Source organism: Bartonella acomydis, assembly GCF_039543025.1.
GTDB lineage: Bacteria > Pseudomonadota > Alphaproteobacteria > Rhizobiales > Rhizobiaceae > Bartonella > Bartonella acomydis.
The window spans coordinates 1-9,049 of sequence record NZ_BAABIY010000019.1; the positions used below are offsets into that span (position 1 = coordinate 1).

4 protein-coding genes and 1 pseudogene are annotated in these 9,049 nt (G+C 40.0%); 3 read left to right on the forward strand and 2 right to left on the reverse strand.

Features of this window, described 5'->3' with window-relative positions:
- The coding region (locus ABD909_RS04245) for a filamentous hemagglutinin N-terminal domain-containing protein (protein ID WP_345096727.1) at positions 1-3,276 on the reverse strand (3,276 nt) is incomplete at its 3' end.
- 88 nt (positions 3,277-3,364) lie between these two features.
- On the reverse strand, positions 3,365-5,128 hold the full coding sequence (locus ABD909_RS04250) for a ShlB/FhaC/HecB family hemolysin secretion/activation protein (protein ID WP_345096728.1): 1,764 nt from the start codon (positions 5,126-5,128) through the stop codon (positions 3,365-3,367).
- 397 nt (positions 5,129-5,525) lie between these two features.
- Here ABD909_RS04250 and ABD909_RS04255 point away from each other — a divergent pair.
- From ABD909_RS04255 to ABD909_RS04265, 3 genes and pseudogenes are all read left to right on the forward strand, one after another.
- Positions 5,526-6,126: pseudogene (locus ABD909_RS04255) on the forward strand (type ISP restriction/modification enzyme); the annotation flags it as partial.
- A gap of 1,359 nt (positions 6,127-7,485) precedes the next feature.
- Positions 7,486-8,265, forward strand: coding sequence for a hypothetical protein (locus ABD909_RS04260; RefSeq protein WP_345096729.1), 780 nt, complete (start codon positions 7,486-7,488; stop codon positions 8,263-8,265).
- An 83-nt stretch (positions 8,266-8,348) separates the two neighbouring features.
- Positions 8,349-8,849: a hypothetical protein gene (locus tag ABD909_RS04265; RefSeq protein WP_345096730.1), complete on the forward strand. Its 501-nt coding sequence runs from the start codon at positions 8,349-8,351 to the stop codon at positions 8,847-8,849.
- Positions 8,850-9,049 lie beyond the last annotated feature (200 nt).

Here is a 9,049-nt window from a genome sequence, read left to right on the forward strand (position 1 = left end):
GACCACTTTATCGCTCACTTCAACCCCACCTTCACGCATGTTGGTGAGAGCTGAGACATCAAAACGCATATCGCCTGAGACAGCTTCTAAAAGACCCGAACTGTTGATCACATGACCAGCCCGCTCTCCCTTTAAGCCATGGATAATTAAATTATCTTCGGCAATGACATCGCCAAACTGATTAATAAAATCCCCATCTAAGGAGAGCATGGCAGATTTCTTAGCATAAATCAGCCCGCTATTGCTCAGATCTCCACTCACATTGAGGGCAACCCCATCACCACCAGAACCAAGGATGCCAGCATTGTTCAACGCATCTGTCGTCAAAACAAAAGCGCCACCACTTTTGAGAACCCCACCTTCAGCATTTAAAACCAAAGCCGTTTGCCCCAATAGTGGATCATGATTTGCTGCGACAAGTGTAAAAGCCCCTTGAGATAAAAATTGACCTGAATTTACTAATGAACCAAGCTTTGCATCAACAACAACACCCACCATGATGCCTTGATTGCTTACAAGACCAGAGCTGTTTAAGCTAAGCGCACCACCTTGTGCTTCCACAAGCCCTGCATGGGTGAGCATGCCTGCACTCAATGCCACATCATAGGCGCCAACCTCACTTGTCTCGCCCATTGTCAAGGTGCCATCACTGGAAAGCGCTATCCGCTTTTTAGAAACAAGACGCCCTATTTGATTAAGATTTGTTTGTGCATGCAAAGCAATTTCATCATTGCTTTCTATTGTACCGCTATTGCTTAAATCACCATAGCTTGTCAGTTGAAGCTCACCACGCTCAACCTCCACGCGCCCTGCTTGGATCACACTGTCTGCAACAACATTGACTGCCCCTTGCGTAGAAATGAGACCATCAACATTTTCAAAACGCCTCACATCAATGTGCAAACCATCCCGCGCTAAAACATGCGCACCTTCATCATGTGTAGCGTTTTGTTGATCTGAATTTGTTATTGCAGCGCCTTTATTGACAAAAGACCTTGCAACAATCTTCATCTCACCAGCAAGAGCACTGAGAAGACCAGCCTCATTGTTTATATGACCAGCCCGTGTCTCTTTCAGCCCATGAATGGTGAGAGCCTCTTCAGCAATTATTCTGCCCTGTGTATTGGTCAAATCACCATCACTGAATACGTCCATAGTTTTTTTGGCGTAAATCAGCCCACTATTGTTCAGATCACCGCTCACATTAAGGGCAAGATTTTCATCACTAGAGCCAAGCGCCCCCAAATTGTGCACTTGCCCTGCAGACAAAACAAAGCTACCCCCACTTTGAATAACCGCACCAGAAGCATTCTCAAGAAAAGCTTGTTGACGATCCGCTCCCTCTTGTGTGTTGATCGTCAGGTGTAAATCATTGTTGGCAATCAACATCCCTTGATTTGTCAAAGCACCAGCATGAGCATTGACGCTATCAGCGCGCATTATGCCATAATTGATGATCTGATCACGCACTTGGAAAGCGAGTTCTCCACCTTGTGCTTCCACAGTCCCCGCTTGGCTTAAACGATCAGCGCTCAAAAGCACATCATGCCCCAACACTGTACTTTCCTCACCCGTTGTAAGCATGCCACCCGCTGTCAGTGCAACCTTTTGCAAACTAACAATATCACCCTTGTGGGTAAGGGCCCCATGCGCTTGAAGCGTCACCTCTCCATTGGAGGAGACACTGCCTTCTTGGATAAGATCACCACTCTGGGCAGAAAGATCAACTTTTTGCCCAACCACTAAACGAGCCCGTGATGTAAGCGCTGTTGCTTGCGCCAAAAGAAAACCGCCAGCGCTATAATGACCAGCTCCTATGTTAAGCACATCATCGGATTTCAGAACAACATTCCCCTTGGCACCAATATGGTTATTTAAAGCCGTGATTTGATTGGTTTTAATGGTTAAATCGCCAAGGGAAGAGATCCCAACCTGATCATTATCTTGCACGCGATCAAGATCAATAGCCACAGCATTTATCTGTAAAAGCGCACCAGCCGCAATTCGCCCACTGCCTGCCTCAACTTTTGTCGCTTGTAAGTGCAAAGAGCCTGACGTTGACTGTTGGCCATCATTGCCAATACCATTTGCCAACAGAGCATTAGAGCCAAGCTTAATCACATCGGAGTTCACATCAACATTGCCGCTCGCTGCAACCCGTGCATGTCCTGCTAATTCAACAGTGTGACGCGCTTTAAGTTTAACAGAATCTTCTGAAAACAATAAGTCTTTTACATGAACGCTCTCGTGATGAGAGTGCGCATGTACCGCGCCTTTAGCACGCGCTTTGCTGATCACCAGTTTTCCATCACTTGTCAATCTCATGGCGCCTGCATTGGCAACCATGTCCCCCCGCATTTTAACGCCTGCCCCTTTATCGTTGGCAAGCACGTGGATCTGACCCGCATACATCCCTCCAAATTCGCTGGAATCTATTGCCAATTCCGGCTCTTTCCCATCAGAGCCAAGAGACATTGCTTCCCGTTTGTCATAGTCAAAATGATTATGCCCCGCAGTAACCGCTAAATCCCCTTTGACCTGTATGGGTCCTGCTATACTGATTTTGCGCGAAACCAGATCAAAAATATCCACTGTGTGCCCATCAGCGCCTTTAGCACCAATGGTGATATCACCACCCTCAACACGCAAACCGCTTAAAGTTCCATCAGCTCCGATGATTGGCTGCCCCGTCGATAAAGTCACCCGAGGTGTATTGATAAAACCACAGCCCTGACAGGTAATGCCATTGGGATTAGCGATAATAACATCCGCCGCGGCCCCATGAACTTCGCTCATTCCCTCAAGGCGCGATCGATTGGCGCTTATCACTTCGTTGAGAATAACCTTTGCCGCACCACTCCCCCGTAAATTGCCATTGCCAAGCACCAAACCGCCAAGCTGTGAGCGTGAAACCTCCTCAGTCGAATTGTTTAAAATCACGCCATGGGTATCAACATTAAAACTGTCATATTTATTATGAGAAAGACCCTGCCCATTGGGGCGCGCTATATCAACAAGCGGTACCCCATTGCTGGCTTTTCCTATCGTGGGGCGGAAAAGTGAGCCAACCCCATCTGCCGCTTTAATCCCTTGTGCCTCTTGTGTTGGTGATCTTTGTGCACCAATTGCTTGCGCTAACAAAGGTTGAAAAGCTAAACTAAAGCTTAAAATGAGAGAAAGCCCCTTGTGAGCCCCTCGCTGCAAAACACCAAGAGCATGCTGCCCTAGTGCACTTCCATATCCCAATTTATGCTTTTGATCTCTCAATCCCCGCATCTTAACCTCCTCAAAAAGCTTCTATCTCTTTGTAAAAAATACCCCAATGGGTATAAACAGCTAAGCGATATTTTACCGCCTCTTTGTTTTAAAATCTCAATAATGCCCGCACTTGAAACAGCCCTGTCGCATTACCTTTTTCTATCGGTGTTGATTGGATTAAAATATCCGAATAAGACGCATCAATATCCAAAATCTCTCCACTTGCATGGAAACCCAGAGTTGCTCCAACGAGGTTACCGCCAAAACTATTTCTATGGGGGGCATTGGCGACCATCCCTAAATCAAGTGCCATATACGGTGCAAATTGCCCCATAAATTTACGCCCTATTTTCGAAGAAAAACCTGGCAACAATAGCGACAATTCATTGCGCCAAAATACCCCACTATTGCCGTAATAAACCGCCTCACGCACGCCGCGCACAGAAGAGTTGCCTCCAAGAGATAGTTGTTCTGAACTAAACAATGTATCAGGGGACAATTGCCCTGAAAGCAACGTGTTATAACGAAAATTAGACTGTTTGAGTGAAAAGGCACGCCCATAGCTTAAAGAAAAAGACAACTTTGAAAATTGCCCTTTGGGAGCGTCTTTTATCGAAGTTTCTTGCTCTTTATCATCATAAGCCCCCAAAATCGCCAACCCCTTATGAAACCCTAAATGAGCGCTTAACTCTCCTCCCATCCATTTGCGTGAATGATCAAGCTCTAATATTGCAATAGCCAGTTTGCGGCTGGAAACATCAACCTTGCTGCCCATAATAAAATTATCGGAATATTTCCATGTCAACCGTCCTGTAATCCATGTCTTGCTCTCTTGATCGCGGTCAATAACCCGTGAAATCCAGGGCGTAAGCGATAAAGATTTACCGGCAGTATCAATATCAGAAAATATTCCCTTAATACTCGAATGATATTGACTCCAACTGCCATCAAGACCTACCGTCCAATAGCCATAGGGAATGGAAAAGGAACCCGTTATCGTATCACTATTGGGACGCTTGCCTGAAAAATGATACGGACCACCATTCATGGAGCGCTGATAACTAAACGACCATTGATCATTGCCCCCTAATAAATCATCAAAAGAAAGGCTAACGCGCGTTTGATAAAGCCCTGTTGCTTGAGCACCAAGATTATCACTGGAAAGTGTAAGAAGCCACGGCTTCTGCTTATCAATATGAATATCAAGAATAGAACCACCTACAACCTCCCCAGCACCAAGGTTAATCGTCGCATAACGAGAGAAAAGCCGATTAATTTGATCAAGTCCTTGTTCTATCGAGCGGAGACTAGCAGGGTGACCCACTAAATTTGGAAAAGCCGTAATGATTTCCCCTTGATCTTGCCTTGCAACTTTACGGCCCTCCAGAGTGATATTCTCTATTTGTCCTTCAACAACAACAATTTTAAGACGACCACCCCTTAAATCCTGTTCAGGTAAATAAGCCCGCACCGCAATATAGCCGCGCTTCATATAAAACTTGGTTACTGCTTTGAGCACTTTGTTGATCTCACCAATACCAAGACACTGCCCTTCCCAAGAGGAAATGGCGTTATGAAGGTCGGCATAAGAAACCAACTGAACACCAACAAATTCAATGCTTTTAATCAACAAACAGTTTTTTTGTGTTAAATCACTTTGAAATAATGGGGATTCATTATCATCTTGTAATGAAATCTCATGCGTTTCGTTTCTACGATGTAATTGTTGAAAACGCTGGTCTTGCGTTTGTTGACGTTGAATCCTCTCGGATTGATCAATCGCTTGATTACGAATGCTTTCTGCAAAACTTCCCCATGAAAAAAAGCACAACAACACTGCAAAAATAAAAGGGGAAAAAAACCTACGCATTCATTGTGCCCCAAAGTGAGAAACAAAATGAACCACATTCATCAGTGTCACAGAAAAAATCGCCAACTACGTAACAATTTTTTAATTGTTGGATAAGAGTATTACACCTAAAATCTAACAGAAAAGCATAGACTATACTGCATAAACCCGCTTTATTGGTCGTGCAAACCATATCATTTCCCCCGCTTTTGAAGATCTTATAATCACACTGTTAAATAACAATCACATGCTCTATATGCTTCTTAACTTTAAGGCATTGCGTATAGTATAATTTTGAGGTTCAAGTAAAGCCTCTTATTCACAGAATATATCTCATTTATTGGTACTGCTACATATGAAAGACTTCCACAAATTATCCATGATGATCACCTGATAAAAAGCCAAAAAAATACGACCTAAAACGATAACAAAAAACAATATCTTTTATTTACGTTTACGATTTACTTCATAAAGCAAGATTATTCGTTATGCCGATAATCTCTCTAAAGCCCCCCTCGTATCCCTTGCGTAAAAACTGCTGAGAACTTTTGGAAATTCGTAATACAGGACGTGAACTGGGTCATTTGCACGTCAATTATGAAGATATAGAACCTTATCCAGTCACATTTAAAAAAGGCAATCCAAAACAAACTGATATCTCTAACCCCGAAGAATTCTATTACGTTACAGAAATGAAATTCGCAAAAATTAAGAATAGTAAGGAAAAAGATAAATCGACTGTTTTTTACAACAGCAATATCACAATAACAGATATCCCTCTTGAAGCTTATGAGTATATCGTAAATGGTAGACCCGCTCTTGAATGAGTTATGGGGCGTCAATGCGTTAAAACTGATAAAAAGAGTGGTATTGTGAATGATGCCAATCGTTATGCTGTTGAGACCATTGGTAATCCTGCCTACCCTCTAGAATTGTTTCAAAGGGTTATTACCGTAAGTTTAGAGACAATGAAAATTGTTAAGAACCTACCAAAATTAGAAATTAAAGAAACCGAATAGACTTATAAAGCACGCTCACATAATGGGGATGCTAAATCATTAAGGGGTATAGAATATAGCTATACCTCTTTTGTAAGTTGATTACCTATAATCTCAAAAGGAGTGTTTATATGCATTATTCTAAAAAGGGATTTGCACTTTTAAACACTCTACTTTGGATTGCCTTTAAGAGGTTATACCGTAATCTCAAATGATAGCTTTATTGTTTTCAAAAGCTTTATTTAAAAAGAGTTATGTGTATTCATTTTGTATAGGTTTTGACGGTGCAAAAATTGACCCCCCCCCCTACAAAACACATACAATTAGTTGAATTCATAGATTTTATTATCAACATGGGTTGTTTTTTGAACATCTGTAAAATATTAACATATTGAAATATAATGTTTTTACTTTTTACTATTTTTTTATCTAAAAGCAGCAACCGTCAAAACTCAACCCCCCTACAAAACTCATAAATAATGATCTTGATAGCATTTTTATCATTATAAACTGTCTTTTGAAGGTTTTAAAAGATCATATGCTTTTTAAAGACGTGTTTTAATCATTCTCTAAAATCATAAATTTATCCATTTAAGTGACTGATAAAAATTAATTAAAGTGATTTTGCTCATTTCTATAATAATCAATCTCTCTTTAAATGTTTTTATAAGAAGCAACAAATCACAATTATCATTTCTCTTATGAAAATGGAAAATGATGCGATGGTTATAAAGAATATAACAGCTATAAAGCACGCGTGAAAACACCAGGCTTTCATAATCATAATGTAAATGAACGCGTTGCTTATAAAGATAGCCCCTATAAAAACGCTGTTAAGTTGCAAATGTGTTATTAAAAGAAATTAACAGAAATCTTTAAAAACCATTTAGTAAAAAACATGATCAGTTATAAAGATATAAAATACGCATGATGAGAGCGTTTATAAATATTATAAATGTATAGATTCAAAAAAGAACACAATCGTTTAAGAAAGCCCATAATATAGCTTTAAAAGCATAGAATACAAAAGAAATAACTCATAAACATATGATAAATATTTGCACACAATGCATTCAAAAAAATCATAAAAAATATCAAAAAAGTGCATAAATTAATTGACAATAAATACATATTTTGTTACATAAATAATTAAGTGATGAAAACACTTACAGTTAGCGAATAGGTTACGATAAACCTAATCCTATTATAAAAACTGACTATCTTTTATGCCTTTGTTGGTATATGAGAGCTTTGTCGGGTGTGGTTACGCCATATAATACCCTATGGGAAAAGCGTAGCAACGGACTAACTGCCGTGTTTTCAACACCCGGCACCTTTATAAGGTGTCAATTGAAAACTTTTTACAGTTAGGATTTAGTTATGAAAACTACATCACAAAACACTACAATTTCCTCTAACATTTCAAATAAAACCGTGCCTGCTAATAAACAAGAGCCTGCAAAAAAATACGAATTTATTAATGATGCTGAATATATAGATAGTCATTTCTTAAAGCGAATTAGAGCTTTAAGAGATTTTGATGATGTCAAAAAAGGTGACCTCGGCGGGTATATTGAAAATGAAGATAACCTATCCCATGATGGTAATTGCTGGGTTTACGATAAAGCACGCGTTTTCCAAAATGCTAGGGTTTTTGATAATGCTAAAGTAAGGGGCTTTTTTGTCGACGTTTATGGCAATGCTCAAATTTATGGCTATGCTATTTTTCAAGGCAGGACATTAAAGGATAATGCAAAGCTGTCGGGCAATGCGCATGCTAGCAACGCCGTTGTTATTGAAGGCAATGCACAAATTTATGATAACGCCCGTGTCACTGACCATGCTCATATTTCCGATAATGCTGTCATTTGTGATGATGCTCATGTCGGTGGCAATGCAAAAATAAGTGGTTCTGCTTATATCTGTGATGAATCACGTGTTTTTGATGATGCGGTTGTTTGTGATGCTCTTATCTCTGGAAATTCTTATATTCATAGCAATGCCTTTTTAGAAGCGAATGAAGATATTGATGATGATGCATATCCCGAATTTGGTAGCGAAGATGATTATTATCGTGACGAATATTATGCTGATTTTGAAGGCTATTATGATGATGATGGCTATGATGATGACAGCGCATATGAAAATAATGCTGCTTAAATAAAGTACGGGCGGTGCGGGGGCGTCCTCTCTTTAAAACATTTCATTTTAAAAATTGAATCTTCTTATAAAGGAATTGTGCTATGCAAAAAAAGTTTGCACTCACAAATGAGACACGTGTATTTAATAATCAAACCCTTTATCGTATTAAAGCTTTAAAAGACTTTGCTGATGTAAAAGCTGGGGATTTAGGTGGCTTTATCGAAAAGGAAAGCAACCTCTCTCATGATGGCAACTGCTGGGTTGGTGATAATGCTTATGTTTTAAAACCTGGGCGGGTTTTTCAAAATGCACGGGTTTTTGGCAATGCTGGCGTTGGTGGCTTTGTTTATGGCAATGCAAAGATCTATGATTTTGCCAAGATTTTCACTAAAGCCCATGTTTATGACAATGCTAGGGTTTATGAAAACGCTCGTATAGCAAATAACGTGCATGTTTGTGAAAATGCTCATATCCATGGCATTGCTGTTATTCGTGAAAATATCGGTGGGTCTACTGAGGTTAAAACCTATATTGAACGTCTCTCCCCTTATGGAGAATTAGAGATTGTCTATGTCTCTCCAAAAATAAAGCAGCATAATTGAATGCTCGGGCGGTGCGGGGCGCCCCTCTTTTCAAATTTTCCATTCCAAATTTTAGAAAACGTTTATCACATTTGATTGTGAGGGTATCCTTATGTGCAAAAAATATGAATTAACTCTTCAAAGCAAAAAAATTAAACATGCTCTTACTCGTAATATTATAACTCTTTATCGTATTTGCGCTTTAAAAGATTTTGATGATG